The organism is Hymenobacter amundsenii (assembly GCF_002204745.1).
Lineage (GTDB): Bacteria > Bacteroidota > Bacteroidia > Cytophagales > Hymenobacteraceae > Hymenobacter > Hymenobacter amundsenii.
This window is the reverse complement of record NZ_NIRR01000037.1, coordinates 16087-34942: the sequence shown is the minus strand read 5'-3', so window position 1 is coordinate 34942 and position 18856 is coordinate 16087. Positions and strand designations below refer to the sequence as shown.

Sequence of the window (18856 nt, the reverse complement as noted above, 5' to 3'; positions counted from 1 at the left end):
CCTTAACGATTTGCTGTTTAAAACGATGCTGCGCGACGCCGTATCCAACGAAATGGCTTCGCGGGGTTATAACTACATGGCTACTGGAGGTGACCTATTGGTAAACTTCCGGGTATTCGAGCAGCCAACCGAGTTGAAGACGATGGATAACTTGGGGGCGGGCTACTGGGGCGCCGCCGAGTCTTACGCTTATGACGCCAACCGCTTCGGCGAAGTAAAGCTCGACAAAGGCAGTATTATTGTGCAGATGATTGACCGCCAAAAAGGCGTGGAAGTATGGCAGGGTTACGCCTCAGGTCTGACTGACGGCAACGTATTCGATAAAAATAAAGACAAAGTATACTCTGCCGTTGGTGCCATCTTCCAAAAGTATGAGTACCGCGGCGACAAGCTATAAAGCCGCGTCAGCTCAGTAGGGTTCATTACGGGCCGGTTTCCGCACCTTGTGGAAGCCGGCCCGTTGCTGTAGCAGCAGCGCCCCTCACCGCTGAATTTTCTGGCGCATCGGGCTGTTATGCCCAGGCCTGCGGAGCCGCCGGGTCGGGGCCATTGCCGTATCTTCGCGTTGCAATCCAGCTACTAAGTACCTTTTATCAAGTACCAGATTTGATTCTTCCCCAGAATTTCGAGCAGAAAATAGGCTTCTCCCAGCTGCGGGAGATGCTCAATGAGTTGTGCCTGAGCAGCCTGGGCCGCCACTTTGTGGGTAAAATGGCCTTCCAGACCCAGGCCGAGCCGCTCCAGAAGCTGCTGCTGCAAACCGACGAGTTCCGCCAGCTCCTCAACAGCGGGGCCGATTTCCCCAGCCAGCATTACCACGACGTCAACCAGTACCTCGTGCGGGCGAGCCTGCCCGGTTCCTACCTCGACGTGGCCGCGTTCTACGCCCTCAAAATGAGTTTGCGGACTATTCGGGAGGCGCTCATGTTCTTTTCGCGGGCCGAGGATGACCTGTATCCCACGCTGCGCCTGCTGGGTATCGGCGTGCAGGTCGACCGCAACCTGCTGGCCGCCATTGACAAAGTAGTGGACGATGAGGCCCTCGTGCGCGACGACGCTTCGCCGCTGCTGCGCCAGCTGCGCCAGGAGCTCATCAGCCGGCAGGTGCAGCTGCGCAAGCAGATTGGCAGCATCCTGCGCCACGCCCGCCAAGAGGGTTGGGTGCCCGAGGGAGCCGAGCCTACCATTCGGGGCGGGCGGCTGGTGCTGCCGGTAGTGGCCGAGCACAAGCGCCGGGTGAAGGGCTTGATCCACGATGAGTCGGCCACGGGCCAGACGGTGTACATCGAGCCCGCCGCCGTGTTCGAGCTCAACAACGACATCAAGGACCTCGACAATGCCTACCAGCGCGAGCTGATCCGGATTCTCACCCAGCTTACAAGCCAGCTGCGCCCCCATATTCCGGACCTGCGCAAGGCCTACCAGTACCTGGGCCTGCTCGATTTCATCCGGGCCAAGGCCCAGCTGGCCCGCCGCCTCGAAGCCACGCTGCCCGTTCTGCACCCGCAGCCCCTGCTGCGCTGGAAGCAGGTGCGCCATCCGTTGCTCTACCTCACCTTCCTGGCCCACGCCAAAAACGACCCCCGCGAAGTCGTGCCGCTCGATATCGAGCTGAACGCCGAGCAGCGCATCCTGCTGATTTCGGGGCCCAACGCCGGGGGTAAGTCGGTGAGTATGAAAACGGTGGGGCTGGTGCAGTACATGCTGCAATGCGGGCTGCTTATTCCGGCTGGCGAGAAGTCGGAGGCCGGGATGTTCGATGATGTGTTCATCGACATCGGCGACGAGCAGAGCCTGGAAAACGACCTGAGTACCTACTCGTCGCACCTGCTCAATATGAAGCAGTTCGTGACCCTGGCCAGCAAGCGCAGCCTGGTTTTGATCGACGAATTTGGTACCGGCACCGAGCCCAGCCTGGGTGGGGCCATTGCCGAGGCGGTGCTGGAGCAGCTCAACCGCGCCCGCGCTTTCGGCGTGATTACCACCCACTACACCAACCTGAAGAACTATGCCGAGCGCACGCCCGGCATCGTGAACGGGGCCATGCGCTACGACCCCGACCAACTCCAGCCCCTTTACCGCCTCGAAATCGGGAAGCCGGGCTCGTCTTTCGCCATCGAAATTGCCCGCAAAATTGGTCTGCCCCGCCAAATCGTGGAGCGGGCCACCCAGCTCGTGGGCAAGGATAAAATCCGTTACGACCAGTTGCTCGAAGGCCTCGAAAAGGAAAAAACCGAGCTAGAGCAGCGTACTGCCGAAGCCGCCAAGGCTGAGCGCCGCCTTAAAAAAGCCGCCCAGGAATACCAGGACCTCAAGAAGTACCTCGACGACACCACCCTCGAAACGTTGCGTGCGGCCAAGGCACAGGCTAAACTGTTGCTCCGCGACACCAACCAGCAGATTGAGGCCACCATTCAGGAAATTCGATTGGGCCAAGCCGACAAGGAGCGTACCAAGGAAGCCCGGGGCAAGCTCGACACGTTCGTGCGCGAGAAGCTGCAGATTGAGCCGCCCAAGCCCCGCGCTACCCGCGAGCTGGCCGATGCTGCTACCCTCAAAGTGGGCGATAAAGTGGCGCTCATGGGCCAGGAGGGCCATGGGGAAATCATGAGCGTAAAGGGCAAAACCGCCGAGGTGTCGTTTGGCGGCATGAAAACCATCGTCAAGATTGGCCAGCTTGAAAAGCTCACGCGATCCGAAATTCGGGAGCGGGAGAAGAAGGCGGCCCGCCTGGCTCCGGCTCAGTACGCCGGTTCGGGCTTCAATACCACCGGCCGCATGGCCACCTTTAACCCCACGCTGGACCTGCGCGGGGAGCGGGCCGAAGACGCCCTGACCAAAATCCAGAGCTACGTCGATGATGCTATCATGCTGGGCATCCCGGAAATCAAGATCCTGCACGGCCGCGGCAACGGCGTGCTCCGCCAGATTGCCCGCGACTACCTGCACCGCGCCCGCGAAGTGGCCAGCGTCGCCGACGAACACGCCGACCGCGGCGGCGACGGCGTAACCGTGGCCGTGTTGAAATAGGCCGAAAGAATAAGAAATAAGAACGTCATGCTGAGCGGAGCCGAAGCATCTCTACCGCTTTGTTGCAGTCAGTAGGATTAGCATTACGGTAGAGATGCTTCGGCTCCGCTCAGCATGACGTTCTGCGAAAGCAGTACCTTACCAAATAGCAGCCAATTACGGCTTGCTCACATCAAAACCAACTTCGCCTTGCATCCTCGCAACCCCCACAACGGCCGCTACGATTTCGCCCAACTCACGGCTGCCAGCCCCGCGCTGGCCGCTTTCGTGGTGCCTAATCCGGCCGGTGATAATAGCATCGACTTCGCCAACCCCGCTGCCGTGAAGGCCCTCAACCAGGCTTTGCTGCTGCAACACTACGACGTGCAGCACTGGGACGTGCCGGCCGGCTACCTCTGCCCACCCATTCCCGGCCGTGCCGACTACCTGCACTACGCCGCCGACTTACTGGCCACCGACAACGCGGGCGTTGTGCCCACCGACAAGGCCGTGCACGTGCTCGATATCGGGGTGGGCGCCAACTGCGTGTATCCCATCATCGGCACCAAGGCCTACGGCTGGCGCTTCGTAGGCTCCGAAACCGATGCGGTGGCCCTGAAAGCGGCTAAAAGCATGGTGGCGGCCAACCCTACCCTGGCAAATCGGGTGGAACTGCGGGCGCAAAGCCATCAGGCCTTCGTGTTCGAGGATATTGTAAAGCCCCGAGAGGAGTTTGACTTGGTGGTGTGCAACCCGCCTTTCCACGCCTCGGCCGAGGACGCCGCCGCCGGCAGCCGCCGCAAGGGCCGCAACCTGGGCTACCCCAAAGCCCCCGGTGGGCCGGTGCTCAACTTCGGGGGCCAGAACACCGAGCTGTGGTGCGAGGGCGGCGAAGAAGGTTTCCTCAAGCGCATGGTGGCCCAAAGCGTAGGCGTGCGCGAGCGGGTACTGTGGTTTAGCACGCTCATCTCCAAAAAGGAAACGCTACCCAGCATCTACCACTTCCTCAAGCTGGCCGGCTCGCCCGAAACCCGCACCATCGAAATGAAGCAGGGCCAGAAAATCAGCCGCATCGTGGCCTGGACCTTCCAGACGCCCGAACAGCGCCAGGAGTGGGCGCAGCGGCGCTGGAAGGCCTAACATGTCATCCTGAACGGAGCAAAGGGTGAAGATTTTCTGACGTAAAAAGGAGTGGCTCCCGAATCTCGGGAGCCACTCCTTTTTACGTCAGAAAATAAAGCATTCAGGCAAGGGTCCTGTGCAGGACGCCACCAATGCTACATAATATTCACCTCGGGGTGGAGCTCGATGCCGAACTTCTCGCGCACGGAGGCAATGATTTCGTAGGCCAAGTCGCGGATGTCCTGGCCCTGGGCGCCGCCGTGGTTTACTAGTACCAGCGCCTGCCGGTCGTGGACGCCGTGGGGGCCGCGGCGCTGGCCTTTCCAGCCGCATTGCTCGATGAGCCAGCCGGCGGGCACCTTCACGCCGCCGGGAACGGGGTAGCCGGGGAGGGCCTCGAAGCGACTTTTGAGCTCGTCGAACTTGGTCTGGGAAATTTCCGGATTCTTGAAAAACGAACCCGCGTTGCCAATCTGGGCCGGGTCGGGGAGCTTGCTGCGGCGGATGCTGCTGACGGCTTCGCTGATGTCGCGTGGGGTAGGCTCGCCTTCGATACCCATGTCCTGAAGCGTGGTCTGGATGTCGCCGTAGCGCATGTTGGGGCGGGCCTGCCGGTGCAGCCGCAGCAGCACACTCGTCACGATGAACTGATTTTTGAGCGGGCCTTTGAACACGCTCTCGCGGTAGCCAAACCCACACTCGGGGGCCGAAAACGTGCGCAGCAGCCCGGTGGCGGTTTCCAAGGCTTCGAGCTGCTCGAAGGTGTCCTTGAGCTCGGCTCCGTAGGCCCCGATGTTCTGGAGCGGGGCCGCGCCCACCGTGCCCGGAATCAGCGAGAGGTTCTCGATGCCGCTCAGCTCCTGATCGAGGGCGTACTGCACCATTCCGTGCCAGCTTTCGCCAGCCCCAGCCCGCACGAGGGCCGTATCCTCATCCTGGCGTACGATTTCCAGGCCCCTGATTTCGTTTTTGAGCACTACGCCGTCGAAGTTCTTCGTAAAAAGTAGGTTGGAGCCGCCGCCCAGCACGAGCTTTTCGGCAGCCTGCACTTCGGGCAGCGCCAGCAACGCCCGCAGCTCCTCCACCGAGGCGAAGCGGGCAAACAGCCGGGCCGTCACGTCGAGGCCGAATGTGTTGTAGGGGCGGAGGGAAACGTGGTGTTCGAGGACGGGAGCAGGGTGCATGGGGCCGGGCGGAAACGTGAGGTCCCAAAGGTACACTAGTTGGTACTGGGGCGTTGCTGGTTGTGAGGATGGGGATGAAAGAACGTTATTCCGAGCAGCGCGATGAATCTCGCGTGCCGACGTTCTGTTTCCTAACAACTGTTCAGCCAGCAACTACCGTATATGGCAGCCCAGCCCTTCCGGCTGGCCACTCACTGTACTCTCTGCTCATGAAGCGCATTTCCCGCTTGTTTTCCCGCCTCGCCCTGTTTTCCGCGCTGGCCGCCGGTACGCTGGCTTATTCCGGCTGCGGCTACGTCAATTACCTGATTCCGCTCAATCCTACCTCCAGCAAAGGCCGCACCCTCGACCACGCGGCCTGGGATGGGCTGCTGAAGAAGTACGTCGACGACCAGGGCATGGTGAACTACAAAGGGGTACGCCAGGACAGCGCTGCGCTCAACTCCTACCTCAAAACGCTTAGCGACAACCTGCCGGCCAAACAGGCTTCGGCCGATGAAAAGCTGGCCTTCTGGCTCAATGCCTACAACGCCTTCACCGTCCAGCGCATCATCCGGTCGTATCCGGTGAAGAGCATCAAGGAACTGGGCGGCGACAAAATCTTCGTCAATACCGTCTGGGACCAGGATTTTATCCCGCTTGGGGGCAAGCGCTACACACTCAACGACATCGAGCACCGCATCATCCGTAAGCAGTTCGACGACAACCGCATTCACTACGCGCTGGTGTGTGCGGCCATGAGCTGCCCGCGCCTGCGCAACGAGGCCTATGTAGGCACGCGGGTGCAGGAGCAGCTCGCCGACCAGGGCCGCGACTTCATCAACAACTCCCAAAAGAACGACCTCTCGCCTGCCAATAAGCCCACGCTCTCGGCCATCTACAGCTTCTATCCCAAGGATTTCGCCAAGAATGGCAGCACGTCCATCCAGGATGCCGTCAACCGCTACGCCAAGCAGAAAATCGACCCCAACGCCACCCTCAGCTACAAAGAGTACGACTGGAGCCTGAATGAGCAGTAAGTCTTTGAGATATTAGCTGATGGCGTTTAGCTATTAGTTTGACGTTCAACTCGCCACCAGTACAAGCAAAGCGAAGGACCTGGCCCCCGCGAAAACGGTAATCGTAACAACGATTCGTTTCGCGGGGCCAGGTCCTTCGCTTTGTTGGAGATGACGTTTTTTCAGCTAACAGCTAACAACTCATTTAGCTACCCGGTAGCCGTTCAGGGCGTAGAACAGCAGGTAGGCGTAGCAGAGGGCGGGTAGGATGAAGGCGATGCGCAGGCCGCCGCCGTGGGTGGATATCAGGCCCATAAGGGGCGGGATAATGGCCCCGCCCACGATGGCCATAATCAGGTACGACGAGCCCTGCTTGGTGAAGCGCCCCAGGCCCGTAATAGCCAGCGGGAACACCACCGGCCAGATGATGGCGTTGCACAAGCCGCAAAGCACCACCAGCCACAAAGCCGTTTCGCCCTGGCTGAAGATGGATAGTACCACGAGCGCCACCCCGGCGGCGCACACGCCTGCCAGCAGCTTGCGGGCATCGAAGCGGCTGAGCAGCGGAATCCCAATAATGCGGCCCACCATCACGCCAAACCAGTAGGAAGCCACCAGCACCGCGCCCACGGCCTTGGTAAAGCCGGCCGTGGTATCGATGGCGTCGGGCGCGTTGCCGAACAGGGCCGCGGCCCAGTTGGTGGCCTGGCTCAGGATGCGAACCAACTCCTGGGTGAAGCTGCTGAGCTGGGCAATATTCTGAGCCTCGCCGTAGCGGATGATGAACGAGCCGATGCCCACTTCCACGCCCACGTACACGAAAATGGCCACTACGCCCAGCTTCAGGTGCCGAAAGCTCAGGGCCGAGCGGCGGCCGGTTTCGGCGGCGGCGGCTTCCTCATCGGCGGGCAGGCTCTCGATTTCGGGCAGGCGCACCAAGAAAAACAGGGCGGCCAGAATCGTGAGGAATACGGCCAAGCCCACGTAGAGCGGCTTGACCAGCGTGGCTTCCTGGGCTAGGCGCTGCTCTAGCGGCAGCTGGGCCAGTTGGGCCTTGAGCACGGTGGAGCCCCCGAACAAAATCAGGCCGCCGATGAGGGGCGAGATGGTACCGCCCAAGCCGTTGGCCACGCCCACGATGCTCACCCGGCTGGCGGCGGTGCGGGCCGGTCCGAGCACGCTCACGTAGGGGTTGGCCGCCACCTGCAACAGCGTAATGCCGGCCCCCAAGAAGCTCAGCGCCAGCAGAAACAGCCCGAACGTGCGCGAGTTGGCTGCCGGCACGAACAGTACGGCCCCCGCCGCCATCACCAGCAACCCCAGCACAATACCGCGCTGAAACCCGAGCTTCTCCAGTACCCGCCCCGCCGGCAGCGACATTAGAAAGTAAGCCCCAAAAAAAGCCGACTGCACGGCCGTAGACTGGAAATCGGTGAGCTGGCACACGTCCTTGAGGTAGGGCATGAGCACGTCGTTGAAGTTGGTGACGGCCCCGAACAGGAAGAACAGAGTCGTCATGAGCACCATTGGGCCCACGTAGGAGCGGGCGGCGGCCGGGGCGGCGGCGGTGGCAGGAGAAGAGGCGAGTGGAGCGGCCATGTGGGAAATCAGGAGGAATGTGCGACGTTAAAGATAGGCGGTTGCCACGACCCAGCCGAAACAACTCGCAGACCGAGCCTGCTCAGGCGGCGACAGTCGTGCCTCATCTGGCGTCCGCAGAGCAGAAGCATCTCTACCGCTTTGTTGTAAGGTTCACCAGTCCAGAGTCTGAACCTGCGGCTATGGAGCTGTTGCCGGTAGCCGATGGAGAGATTAGGGTTGCGGTAGAGATGCTTCGACTATACCTGCGGCTTCGCGGACGCCAGATGAAGCATGACGTACTTCTTACCTCCAAATCTTCCCACATCCTTACCTGCATTACAACGGGAACTCCTTGCGAAGCTGCTGGTAGGCGGTGTTATCGTCGAGGCTAGTGAGGCTTTCGAACATGCTGATGAAGGCACGCACCAATTCGGGGTCGGTGGTTTGCATGGCGCGGGCGTCGGCTACTCTATCGAGGTTGTACTGGCCCAAAAACACCACCAGCGCCCGCAGCGGCTCGTGGGCTTCGGCATCGAAGCGCAGGAAAAGCTGCAGCGGCAGCACTGGCACCTGCTGGTGCGGCCCGAGGCCGGCGGCCCGCTGCTGGGGGTGCGCCGAAAGCGTCTGAAACGTCTCTTCTATCTGGCGCAGCGTGGCCAGGTGTTCCTCGCGATGCTCCTCCCACACCTCGCCCGACACCGGCGCTTCGGGGTGAAACTGCTGCCAGACTCCCTGCACAAAGTGGTGGAGGCGGCCGTACTGGTCGAGGGTCGGCGGTTGGCTGTCGGCCGGGGTATCGGCGGCCAGCGTGGCCAGGTAAAACTCGCGGGCGTCGCGGGCCCGCACCAGCAGCAGGTCATGAATCTGGTTGGTGAGGGCGCGCATTTCGCGCTGGTTGAGCTCGGGGCGGTGGTGGCGGGCATAGAAGGTCCCGATGGCGGCCGAGTCGGTCATCAGGGCCATATACTCGCTGTCTTCCGATTCCTCCAGAAAGTCACGAATGGCCAGCAGAATGGGCTGGAAGCCGCGGTACAGCTCCCGCGTGGCGTCGCTGATGGTAACGACGGCAGCCTTAATCTGCTCCTCCACAGTAGTGCTGCGCTCCACCAGCTGGCGGGTTTCCTCGGCCAGCTGGTGCATTTGGGTCAGGGCTTTGTCGGTGTTGCGCGACGCATCGTCGGCCGCCTTCCAGCTCTGGAAAGCAACAAACAGCCCCAGAAACGAGGCCACGCTGCCGATGATGGAGTAGCGCCCGCTCAGCGCCTCGCTGGCCGTGAGCCCCACCACGATAAACGTCATAAAAAGTACCAGATAGAACAACGAGTTCTTGCTGGGGTCGAGCAGAAAACCGGGCCGAGGCATGTTTTGCGGGGTAAGGAAGGGAGGAAGCGGCAGGCAGCCAGCGCAAAGTGTCGCGCCGCTTTCAGGTGTGCAAGAACGACATCTACCCGACAATTCTGCCCGGCTGCCGCCGCTTAGCTGGCGCGCGCTATTTCTAGACCTACTTGCTCAACAGCGCCAGCGTCTTGGCGTCGCGCTGGCCGCCGTAGAACCTATCCAGCACTCGTCCAAACACCCCCGGCGCACCCGGCACGGCCTGGAACAGCGTCATCGAGGAGCGCAGTTTTATATCGTCGGGGCTGCCGAAGATGCGGGTGGCGTCGGCTGAAGCCAGTTGCAGCAAGGCCTCGCATATTTCGACCAGCCGTTGGCTCAGCACCGGATGGGCCATGTAAACCGCCGCTTCGGCCGCACCCTCGATGCCGTAAAACCGGGCCGTTTCGCTCAGACCCAGGCCCCGCAGCTGCGGGAAGATAAACCACATCCAGTGGCTGCGCTTGCGGCCACTTTGGATTTCTGCCAGGGCCGTGGGGTAGGTGGCCTGCTGTGCGTCGAGGAAGCGTTGGAGGTCGGGCATAAGGTAAGTTGGGTTTACGCGGTATCGGTTTTGGCAACGGCGCAGCCATCAGTCGGGAGGCCTGCGCGCATCAACTCAACGCCACCCTTTTTCCAGTTCTGGCAGCCTCATAAATCCCTTCCACCACGCGAATATCCTTCAGGCCTTCTTCGCCCGAAATATGGCTGGGCAGGGCCTGGCCCTGCAGAATGAGTTGGCCGATGCCATCTAGCTGGGCCGCCTGCTGATTGATGACGGGAAAGTTGAAGGCCTTTTCGCTCGTACGGCCTTTAAACGGGCCATAGCTGAGGCCCGGACTCAGCTCGAAGAAGCCGTGGTCGGCCGCCGCGTAGAACCGGTCGATGTTGCAGTTAGACGTGGTGGTGGACGTGCCGATGGCGCCGCTTGGAAACTGGAGCTGCCAGCTGATGTTCTCTTCCACTTCGGTGAACAGCTCGGGCATGGTAACGGGGCCGAACTGGGCCGTGACGGCCGTGGGCTCCTCGCCCAGCACGTAGCGGTTGCTCTGGATGCAGTACACGCCCAGGTTCATCAGTGGGCCGCCGCCGGCCAGCGCTTTTTTCAGGTGCCAGTCGTCGGGCGGCGTACCAGCCAGGTTGTAGCCCAGCGACGCCTCTATCAGCCGGACTGGCCCGAATACCTTTTCCTGCCCGAGCCGCTTGATTTCCAAGTGGTGGGGCTCGTAGTGCAGCCGGTAGCCAACGGCCAGCTGCACGCCCGCCTTCCGGCAGGCGTCAATCATTTCCTGGCAATCGGCTACCGTAAAAGCCATCGGCTTCTCCACAATAACGTGCTTGCCCGCTTTAGCCGCTCGCAGCGTGTATTCTTTGTGCAGCCCGTTTGGCAGCACCACGTACACCAAATCGATATCCTTATTGCGGGCAATCTTGTCGAAGTTTTCGTAGTTGTAAATATTCTTATCGGGGATATTATATTTCGCTTTCCAGGCGGCGGCTTTTTCAGGTGTGCCCGTAATTATTCCCGCCAGTGTGCAGTATTCAGACTCCGCCAGGCCCTTGGCCAGAATATTTGCGTAGCGGCCCAGGCCACAAAGCGCCACGTTCAGCTTTTTGCCAGAGTACGCCGGGTTTTTCCTGGTGGGGCTAAGCTGAAAAGATGTAAGCGCCGGTAGCACGGTAGCCGAACCAAGCCCGAGGCTTAGATTTTTTACGAAGGAACGTCGGGAAGTCATTTTCAAGGCGGATATGTAGATTGTTGTGTGTTGATAAAGAACTTTGCTGTGTTCGGACTTGATTTTTTACGACGACGTTACAGTGTTTATAAAGTTTTGGTGCACGAAAAACGCCAGCTTCAACTAACTATATAAGCAAAATGGTGATTTAAAGTAAAATGCTTAACATCCAGCCACGACTTTATAAACACATTGTTAGGCGTTCGTAGTTTATAGCATACTCCAATATGTAATAGTGTGGTCTTCGCTCCTGATATCCTCTGTATTTTCATCGAACCAAGGAATGTAATAGCCCTCATCGTTTGAAAAACAAATAACCTTTTCATCATACGTTATTTCTTGTATCAAATCAATAGCTGTTGTTGCCATTTGCTCTTCTGTTTGAGCGCCTAACATATCCATATGAACGTGCCAGTCAAATAGTCCATTTCTCGCAGCAAATCCAATAGTAATTTCTCTATTTCCTGTGCTTATCAACAATTTTAACTTTCCCTTCTTGCTTGGATATTCGATCTTACAAGCACCGTCTTCACTGTAATCAACTCTCTCGTTAAGGAAAGGAAAGTGAGCCAGCAGTTTTGGTACAACGTAATTCGTGAATTCTTTTTGGTTCATGAAATTACTTGCTTGTCATGGTGTCTAACGTTTTAGCGCTTGGCGAAGGTGGCGATTTTCACCGCAAATGTTGATGCGGTTGGTCAAACTTTAATTAACTATAAAAATGTTTGCAGAGCACCGAATCACCATTTCTGTCAAACCACTGTTAGCGTTAGGTTTATTCTGTCGCTGTATAAATAATTGCCAATATAAATGGAATTATGATGGCTATTGAGATTAATAGAGCTTTCCAAATATTTTTGTATTCGTGATTATCATTAGGGAAATATTTTTTGAAGAAATATTCTGATAAAATTGCTCCCCAGCCCATATTTAATAAATATGTCAATGAATTTGTCTTGCTCTCTACGCTGTTCACTATGAGGATTGTCAATACTGTGAATACTATTGAAACAAGTAAGACAATATTCGCTTCTTTTTTTCTGTTGTCGTCAATTAAGTTTTGTCGCAATGATACTCCACCAAAAATTGGGGCGAAAAATATTGAAAACCCCCAAATAGCTTTTTTTGAATAAATCTCAAAAGCATTGTCTTGGTTAAATTCTGTCATTGTTAAATTGTTTTCTTCTGTCATATTCTTGGTTTAAAATGTTCGATTAATGTCGTTCGTTAAACTTACCGCTATTATCCAGATACCCGCTACTCGGGGCGCATCTGCCGCTCCAAGATACATGCTTGGCCCAGATTCCCGACCTTTGCGGCTTCACCTGACTCTACCTTATGTCCACCAACCGCCGCGCCGAACCGTTTTACATGACCGCCACCACCCAGTTCGGGCTCGAAGAAGTGCTGGCCCAGGAGCTGCGCGAGCTGGGCGCGAAAATCGAGAAGGTAGGCCAGCGGGCCATTGAGTTCAGCGGCAACCAGCAGCTGCTCTACGAAGCCTGCTTGTGGTGCCGCACGGCAGTCCGCATCCTGCGGCCTTTCGCCGGCTTCTCGGCCCCCGACGAAAAAGCCCTCTATCGCGAAGTGGGCCGAATCGACTGGACCAAGTACCTGCGCCAGGACCAGACGTTCGCCATCACGGCCGTCGTCAACAAGTCGAGCTTCGACCACTCGCTGTTCGTGGCCCAGCTTACCAAAGATGCCATCGTCGACCAGTTCCGTAACCGCACCGGCGAGCGGCCCAGCGTCGATGTGAAAAACCCCGACATCCGCCTGCACCTGCACATGCTGGAGAATGAGGTAGTGCTGAGCCTCGACGCCTCGGGCGAGTCGTTGCACAAGCGCGGTTACCGCCAGCAAACCAACGTGGCCCCGCTCAATGAGGCCCTGGCTGCCGGCCTGCTGCTGCTAGCCGGCTGGGACGGCAAAACCACCCTCGTCGACCCCATGTGCGGCTCGGGCACCATCCTCACCGAGGCCGCCCTCATCGCCCAGCGCATCGCCCCGGGCCTTTACCACCAGGGCAAGTTCGGGTTTGAGCACTGGGCCGATTTCGACGCTGTGCTCTGGGAAACCGTGCAAATGGATGCGCGACAAATGCGGCTGGAGGAGCCCCAGTGCTACATCGGCGGCTCCGATCTGAGCCGGGACTTCATTGAGTTGGCCCGCGAGAATGTGGCCGCCGCTGACCTCGAAGACTTCATCCGCCTCGGCGTGCGCGACGTGAAGGACGCCGTTGCGCCCCCCCGTGCAGCGCCCGGTATCGTGCTCACGAACCCGCCCTACGGGGAGCGGATCGGGGAGGAAACCGAGATGGACGACCTCTACAAAACCATCGGCGACACGCTCAAAACCAACTTCCAGGGCTACGATGCCTACCTGTTCACCGGCAACCTGGAGGCCGCCAAGCGCGTCGGCCTCAAAGCCAGCCGCCGCATCCCGCTTTATAATGGCCCAATTGATTGCCGCCTGCTGAAGTATGAGTTGTACCGGGGTACCCGCAAGGTGGTGAAGGAAGGCGAGGAAGGAGGCGAGTAAATGTGCAGGCCACGCTTCAGAGCCTGCTTCGCTACTGAGTTCGAAACCAGGTTGAAAAACAGCCTGCGAAGTAGGGCCAGGTAGTTTGGATTAAAAAATGGCATTGACTTAATGAAGTATTATATAAAATAAATTATGTTTGGGATGCTTAGTTGGTCCGCCCCCGGATTCGTCTATACCATCCTCGTATGCACGTCGTCCTTTTTACCCACCCAAACTTCCTCAGCCACCAGAGCATGCCCCGGTTTGCGCGCATGCTGGCCGAAGGGATGCAGCAGCGGGGGCACACCGTGGAGATATGGACGCCGCAGCCGCATTTTATGCGGCTGCCAGCCCCTGGGGTGGCCCGCAAATGGCTCAGTTACCTCGATCAGTACCTGATGTTTCCGTTGCGGGTGCGCCGCCTGCTCCGCACCTGCCCCGCCGATAGCCTGTTCGTGTTCACCGACCAGGCCCTGGGGCCCTGGGTGCCGCTGGTGGCGCACCGGCCCCACGTAGTGCACTGCCACGATTTTCTGGCCCAGCGCTCGGCTCTGGGCGAGGTTGCCGAAAACCGTACTGCCTGGCCGGGCCGGCAGTACCTGGCCTACATCCGGCGCGGCTACGCCCAGGCCCGCAACTTTATATCAGTTTCGGAGCATACCCGCCAGGATTTGCACCGGTTCCTGCCGACCGCGCCCCATTTCTCGGGTATGGTCTATAACGGACTCAACCAGAAGTTCGAAGTAATCGAAGCCGATGCCGCCCGTGCCTCACTCGGCCGGCAAACGGGGCTGAACCTGGGGCAGGGGTATTTGCTGCACGTGGGCGGCAACCAGTGGTATAAGAACCGGGCGGGCGTATTGGCCCTGTACTTTGCCTGGCGCCGCATCAGCCCGTTCCGCCAGCCGTTGCTGCTTATTGGCGAGGCGCCTTCGGCCGCGCTGGGGCAGCAGCGGGCCGCCTCACCTTACGGAGCCGAGGTGCATTTTCTGCCCGGGCTGCCCGACGAGGTAGTCCGCCAGGCGTACGCGGGCGCTTCGGTGCTGCTGTTTCCATCGTTGGCCGAGGGCTTTGGCTGGCCCATTGCCGAAGCCATGGCGGCCGGTTGCCCGGTTATCACGACCGGGGCCGACCCCATGCGCGAGGTGGGTGGCACGGCCGCTTTCTACCTGCCCCGACTGGCGGCCGACGAGCCGCTCGAAAGCTGGGCTGCGGCGGCCGCCCAGCAGGTGGCGGCCGTGGTAGAGCTGGCCGGCCCCGCCCGGGCCCGGGTGCTGGCCCAAGGCCGGGAAAACGCGCGCCGCTTCGACCCGACTACTGCCCTCGACCGTATTGAAGCTATTTATCAGCAGTTGGTCTAAGCTTTACCGGCCGACAAGCCTCAGACCAGCTGCTGAGTTATCTACCTGTAAAACCACTTTCGCTATGCCCCCACTCGTCTCTGTCATTTTGCCGGTGTACAACCAAGAGCTTTACCTAGCCCAGACCCTGGACAGTGTACTGGCTCAAGATTACCCCGATTTTGAGCTACTCATCCACGACGATGGCTCCACCGACCAGTCGGCTGCTATTATCCGCCGCTACGCTGCCCGCGATGCGCGCATCCGGGCCAGCTACGGGCCTAATGCCGGGCACGCTGCGGTCATCAATGAGCTCGTAGCACTGGCCCAGGGTGAGTGGTGTGCTCTACTCGACGCCGACGACCTGATGCTGCCTGAACGCCTGCGCCGGCAGCTGGCCTACCACCAGACCCATCCCGAAGTAGATGCGAGCAGCTGCCACTCCTACTACATCAACAAGGACGGTCGACGCCTGAGTAAGCAGCGTTACCCCGGCCTGCTCGACCCCACCGATGGTCCCCGGGCCCGAGCCCGGGGACAGTATGTGCAGTGTGCCATGACCGGCCTATTTATGCGCCGCTGCGTGTTCGAGCAAAGCGGTGGGCTAGACTCTCGCTTCTGGCCCAGCGACGACTTCGAATACTTCAACCGCTTAGTTGATCAAGGTTATACCCTCGTCATTGTGCCCGAAATCCTGATGGAATACCGGTTGCACGCTACTGCCATCACCATGCGCCAGCCCCTGCGCACCTACGACACCATCGGCTACGTGATGGCAAACCTCGACCACCGGCAGGCCGGCCGGCCCGAAGTCACCTTCGACAGCTTTATGGCCGTTCGCAACGCCCAGCCCTGGTATACGAAGCTCAACCGCAAGCGCTATAACTACGCCCAGCTGTTCTTCCGTAACGCGGGCATCGACCTCATGTCGGGTCGGCGCTGGCGATTCGGGTGGCAACTGGCCGTTTCAGCCGTGTTAGCTCCCCTGCACCTACTACTGAAGATCAAGAGAATAGCGGTAAAATAATACCAAATGATATATGTTAAATAATATTATTAAAAAACTGGACTTTTTAAAGCTAATGGCTATATTTATAAAAAGTATTGAATGAGGTATATTACGGTCACTGCCTCTGTACTTTCCTGCTTCCTTGTGTTAATCGACAATTAACCCCCTAATTGCCAGCCATGAAAGTACTGCACGTTATTGCCGATATGGACCCGGTAAAGGGTGGTGTTTGCCAGGCCGTACGCACTATCATTGCCGGTCTGGCCGAGGTGGGGGTGTATAATGAAGTGGTGAGCCTCGATGAGCCAAATAGTGCTTTTCTGGCCACCGATGACTTTGTGGTGAACGCCCTCGGGCTGGCCCGGGGACATTGGCAGTACCACCCCCGACTGGCCCCGTGGCTGACTGAGAACCTGGAGCGCTTTGATAAAGTAATCGTGCACGGGCTGTGGCTGTATTCGGGCTATGCCGTGCAGGTGGCTTTCCGTCGGCTTCGCCAGCGCCGGCGGGCCGGCCAGGGCCCGCAGCTGTACGTAATGCCCCACGGCATGCTCGACTCCTACCTGCAAACGGCACCGGGCCGGGGCTGGAAGGTTTGGCGCAACACGCTGTACTGGCACCTGGAAAAGCGCCTGATTGAGCAGGCCGATGCGGTATTGTTCACCTGCGAAACCGAGCGGCTGATGGCCTGGGAATCGTACCGCCCCTACGCCCCCCGCCACGAGGCGGTGGTGGGCCTGGGTGTAGAAGAGCCGCCGGCGTATCGCCCGGCCATGCGGGAGGCGTTCCGCGCCCATTGTTCGGGCCTGGGCGACGCCCCGTACCTGCTTTTTTTGGGCCGTCTGCACGAAAAGAAGGGAGTAGACCTACTGGTGCAGGCTTATGCCGGACTGGCCGGGGGGGCTACGCCGGCCGCCGTCGCTGCCCTGCCCAAGCTGGTTGTGGCCGGGCCGGGCCTCAACACGCCCTATGGGCAGTTGGTGCAGCAGCTGGCGTTTGCTAATCCGGCCCTGAGGACGGCAATATTTTTTCCGGGCATGCTTACGCACGATGCCAAATGGGGGGCCTATTACGGTACCGACCTGTTTGTGCTGCCCAGCCACCAGGAAAACTTCGGTATTGCCGTGGTGGAGGCCCTGGCCTGCCGCCGTCCGGTGCTCATCACCGAGCAGATCAATATCTGGCGCGAAGTGGTGGCGGGGGGCGGTGCCCTGGTCGCGGCCGACACGACGGAGGGAACCCGCTCAGCCCTGAGCCAGTGGCTGGACTTGCCGAAAGCCGAGCAGCAACTGGCCGGTGAGCAGGCCCGCCACTCATTTGAGCAGCAATTTGCCCTCGGCCCCGCGACAGTCCAATTACTAGCCGCGCTCGAAGTGTGAGTGCCGAGGTAGTCTGGCAACCAATCTTCACCAGCCAGCTGCCTTTTCTTTCATTCTTATACCCTCCATCCATGTCTACACTATTTTCGGCCTACAACCAAGACACGTTTACCGGCGCTTCTTTTTCGCTCGCTAACCGTCTGAGGCGGGTGGTATGGGGGGTGTTTTCGCTGCTGCTGTTCCGGTTCTCGCCCCGGCCGATGCACGCTTGGCGGGCCTGGATTCTGCGCTGTTTCGGCGCTACGGTGGGGCAGGGGGTGCACGTGTACCCGAAGGTTCGTATCTGGGCTCCCTGGAACCTGACGCTCGGCGACGAGTGCGGCATCGCCAACGATGCCATCCTCTACAGCATGGGCCGCATTACGGTCGGGCGCCGGGCTGTCGTTTCGCAGGGTGCCCACTTGGTTACAGGCTCCCACGACTACAACGAGCCCGGCTTCCCGCTCATCATCCGGCCGATTACTATCGGCGACCATGCCTGGGTGGCGACCGAAGCCTTCGTGCATCCGGGCGTAACGATTGGCGAGGGCTGCGTGATTGGGGCCCGGGCAGTGGTAGGCAAAGATATGCCCGCCTGGATGGTGTGCGCCGGCCACCCCTGCATTCCCCTCAAGCCTCGTAATTGCTTCTGAGGGCATGCTTATTCCCCCGCTGATGACGACTAGCCCAAGCTTGGCCACCGACTTGGTCCCGTTGGCCGCGCCTGCCCCGTGGCTAAGCGAGCGGGCGCCGGTATCCATTATCATCCTCACCCACAACGAACAGGCCGACCTGCCCGCCTGCCTGGCCGCCGTTGGCTGGTCCGACGACGTGCACGTGCTCGACTCGGGCAGCACCGACCAGACCGAGGCTATTGCCCGGGCCCACGGCGCGCGGGTCTGGCTCAACCCGTTCGTTAGCTTCGGCCAGCAGCGTAACTTTGCCCTCGATGAGCTGGCGCTCCGCCACGAGTGGGTGCTGTTTCTCGACGCCGATGAGGTAGCTACGCCCGCCTTCGCGCGGGCCGTGCGCACCGCCGTGGCGACGGCCCCGGCAGAGGTGGCCGGCTATTACTGCTGCTGGAAAATGATGCTTGAAGGCCGCTGGCTCCGGCGCTGCGACAATTTTCCGAAGTGGCAATTCCGGCTCCTGCGCCGGTCTAGGGCCCGCTTCACCGATTTTGGCCACGGCCAGAAGGAGGGGGAGGTGCAGGGCCGCATCGACTACCTGCCCGAACCTTACCTGCACTTTGGCTTCTCAAAGGGCTGGACGCACTGGCTGGCCCGCCACAACCGATATTCGAGCCTTGAGGCCGCCGCCCGCCTGCACCAGCGCCCGCCCCTGCGCGACGTGCTTAGCGCCCACGCCAGCCGCCGAAACCCGGCCCTGAAGTCGTGGCTGAGCCGGCTGCCGGGCTGGCCTCTGCTGCGCTTCGTGCAGACCTACGTGGCGAGTGGCGGTTTTCTGGAAGGCATACCGGGCTTTATTTACTGCACCAATATGGCCTACTACGAGTTCCTGATTCAGATCAAAATGCGCGAAATCGGCCTTCGAGCAGCGTCGCCTCCTCACTCCACTGGTGGGCCAGCGTAGGTCCCGCCCGGGCCCGCCACCCCACCTGC

17 protein-coding genes are annotated in these 18856 nt (G+C 59.7%); 10 read left to right on the top strand and 7 right to left on the bottom strand.

Annotated features, from left to right (window positions below):
• The 3 genes from CDA63_RS16795 to rlmF form a co-directional block, all read left to right on the top strand.
• A partial coding sequence (locus CDA63_RS16795) for a DUF4136 domain-containing protein (RefSeq protein WP_133074289.1) occupies positions 1-397 on the top strand: 397 nt, incomplete at its 5' end.
• A 209-nt stretch (positions 398-606) separates the two neighbouring features.
• Positions 607-3030, top strand: coding sequence for an endonuclease MutS2 (locus CDA63_RS16790; RefSeq protein WP_088465619.1), 2424 nt, complete (start codon positions 607-609; stop codon positions 3028-3030).
• Positions 3031-3219: 189 nt separating this feature from the next.
• Complete coding sequence (gene rlmF, locus CDA63_RS16785) at positions 3220-4149, top strand: 23S rRNA (adenine(1618)-N(6))-methyltransferase RlmF (RefSeq protein WP_165768355.1); 930 nt, start codon at positions 3220-3222, stop codon at positions 4147-4149.
• A gap of 137 nt (positions 4150-4286) precedes the next feature.
• On the opposite strand, the gene murB is transcribed toward rlmF, so the two are convergent.
• Complete coding sequence (gene murB / locus CDA63_RS16780) at positions 4287-5315, bottom strand: UDP-N-acetylmuramate dehydrogenase (protein ID WP_088465618.1); 1029 nt, start codon at positions 5313-5315, stop codon at positions 4287-4289.
• Positions 5316-5524: 209 nt separating this feature from the next.
• Between murB and CDA63_RS16775 the strand changes: the two genes are divergently transcribed.
• Positions 5525-6334: a DUF547 domain-containing protein gene (locus CDA63_RS16775; protein ID WP_088465617.1), complete on the top strand. Its 810-nt coding sequence runs from the start codon at positions 5525-5527 to the stop codon at positions 6332-6334.
• A gap of 180 nt (positions 6335-6514) precedes the next feature.
• On the opposite strand, the gene CDA63_RS16770 is transcribed toward CDA63_RS16775, so the two are convergent.
• The 6 genes from CDA63_RS16770 to CDA63_RS16745 all read right to left on the bottom strand — a co-directional run bounded on the left by CDA63_RS16770 (position 6515) and on the right by CDA63_RS16745 (position 12196).
• Complete coding sequence (locus CDA63_RS16770) at positions 6515-7912, bottom strand: sugar MFS transporter (RefSeq protein ID WP_088465616.1); 1398 nt, start codon at positions 7910-7912, stop codon at positions 6515-6517.
• Positions 7913-8230: 318 nt separating this feature from the next.
• Complete coding sequence (locus CDA63_RS16765; protein WP_088465615.1) at positions 8231-9256, bottom strand: hypothetical protein; 1026 nt, start codon at positions 9254-9256, stop codon at positions 8231-8233.
• A gap of 139 nt (positions 9257-9395) precedes the next feature.
• On the bottom strand, positions 9396-9812 hold the full coding sequence (locus tag CDA63_RS16760; protein ID WP_088465614.1) for a DUF1810 domain-containing protein: 417 nt from the start codon (positions 9810-9812) through the stop codon (positions 9396-9398).
• Positions 9813-9882: 70 nt separating this feature from the next.
• Complete coding sequence (locus tag CDA63_RS16755; RefSeq protein WP_242434718.1) at positions 9883-11004, bottom strand: Gfo/Idh/MocA family protein; 1122 nt, start codon at positions 11002-11004, stop codon at positions 9883-9885.
• A 210-nt stretch (positions 11005-11214) separates the two neighbouring features.
• Positions 11215-11619 (bottom strand): hypothetical protein, encoded by a 405-nt coding sequence (locus tag CDA63_RS16750; protein ID WP_088465612.1) that lies wholly within the window; start codon positions 11617-11619, stop codon positions 11215-11217.
• A 160-nt stretch (positions 11620-11779) separates the two neighbouring features.
• Positions 11780-12196 (bottom strand): hypothetical protein, encoded by a 417-nt coding sequence (locus tag CDA63_RS16745; protein WP_088465611.1) that lies wholly within the window; start codon positions 12194-12196, stop codon positions 11780-11782.
• A 146-nt stretch (positions 12197-12342) separates the two neighbouring features.
• On the opposite strand from CDA63_RS16745, the gene CDA63_RS16740 reads away from it, so the two are divergent.
• From CDA63_RS16740 to CDA63_RS16715, 6 genes are all read left to right on the top strand, one after another.
• Positions 12343-13545 (top strand): THUMP domain-containing class I SAM-dependent RNA methyltransferase, encoded by a 1203-nt coding sequence (locus CDA63_RS16740; RefSeq protein ID WP_088465610.1) that lies wholly within the window; start codon positions 12343-12345, stop codon positions 13543-13545.
• Between the two features lie 188 nt (positions 13546-13733).
• A complete protein-coding gene (locus tag CDA63_RS16735) occupies positions 13734-14888 on the top strand; it encodes a glycosyltransferase (protein ID WP_088465609.1) in 1155 nt (384 codons plus the stop codon).
• A gap of 64 nt (positions 14889-14952) precedes the next feature.
• Positions 14953-15894, top strand: a complete 942-nt coding sequence (locus CDA63_RS16730) for a glycosyltransferase (protein WP_088465608.1) — start codon at positions 14953-14955, stop codon at positions 15892-15894.
• Positions 15895-16055: 161 nt separating this feature from the next.
• Positions 16056-17255, top strand: coding sequence for a glycosyltransferase (locus tag CDA63_RS16725; RefSeq protein WP_088465607.1), 1200 nt, complete (start codon positions 16056-16058; stop codon positions 17253-17255).
• A gap of 71 nt (positions 17256-17326) precedes the next feature.
• Positions 17327-17887 carry a WcaF family extracellular polysaccharide biosynthesis acetyltransferase gene (locus tag CDA63_RS16720; RefSeq protein ID WP_088465606.1) on the top strand — a complete coding sequence of 187 codons (561 nt, stop codon included), beginning with the start codon at positions 17327-17329 and terminating at the stop codon, positions 17885-17887.
• 4 nt (positions 17888-17891) lie between these two features.
• Entirely contained in the window at positions 17892-18827 is a 936-nt protein-coding gene (locus CDA63_RS16715) for a glycosyltransferase family 2 protein (protein WP_242434717.1), read from the top strand.
• Positions 18828-18856: the final 29 nt, after the last annotated feature.